Below are 387 nucleotides of genomic sequence, written 5' to 3' on the forward strand. Positions count from 1 at the left end.
GCGGAACCCCCGCCGCCCGCCCGGAACGCTCTCCGAACGCGCTCCGGAGGCGTGCGCGGCGTATTTCACGCCTCTGGATCGCCCCCTGACCCCACCATGGGTATGCCCGGCATGCCACCATCGTGCGGGCGGTGACTGGTGATACGTGAGCAACGTGAGCAGAACGAGACCGAGGAGTGGCAGGGCGTGCATCCCGAGAAGGCGGAGAGCGCTGCCGAGGTCTCGTCGCGCCCGGAAGCAGAGATGACGAAGACTCCCCGATCACGGCGCCCCGGCGATGCTCGCGGCGGTGACGCCGACGGCGGCCCCGCCCGCGGCGGCGGCTCGCACGCCGAGAACGCCCGCGTCCCCGGAACCGACGACGGCACCGGCACCGGCACCGACGAC

Annotated in this window: 1 pseudogene; it reads left to right on the top strand. The window is 72.9% G+C overall.

Annotated elements, in window-relative coordinates:
• Positions 1–138 precede the first annotated feature (138 nt).
• Positions 139–387: pseudogene (locus tag ACOV8S_RS15170) on the top strand (hypothetical protein); the annotation flags it as partial.

The sequence above is a fragment of the Streptomyces sp. CO7 genome (assembly GCF_053474865.1).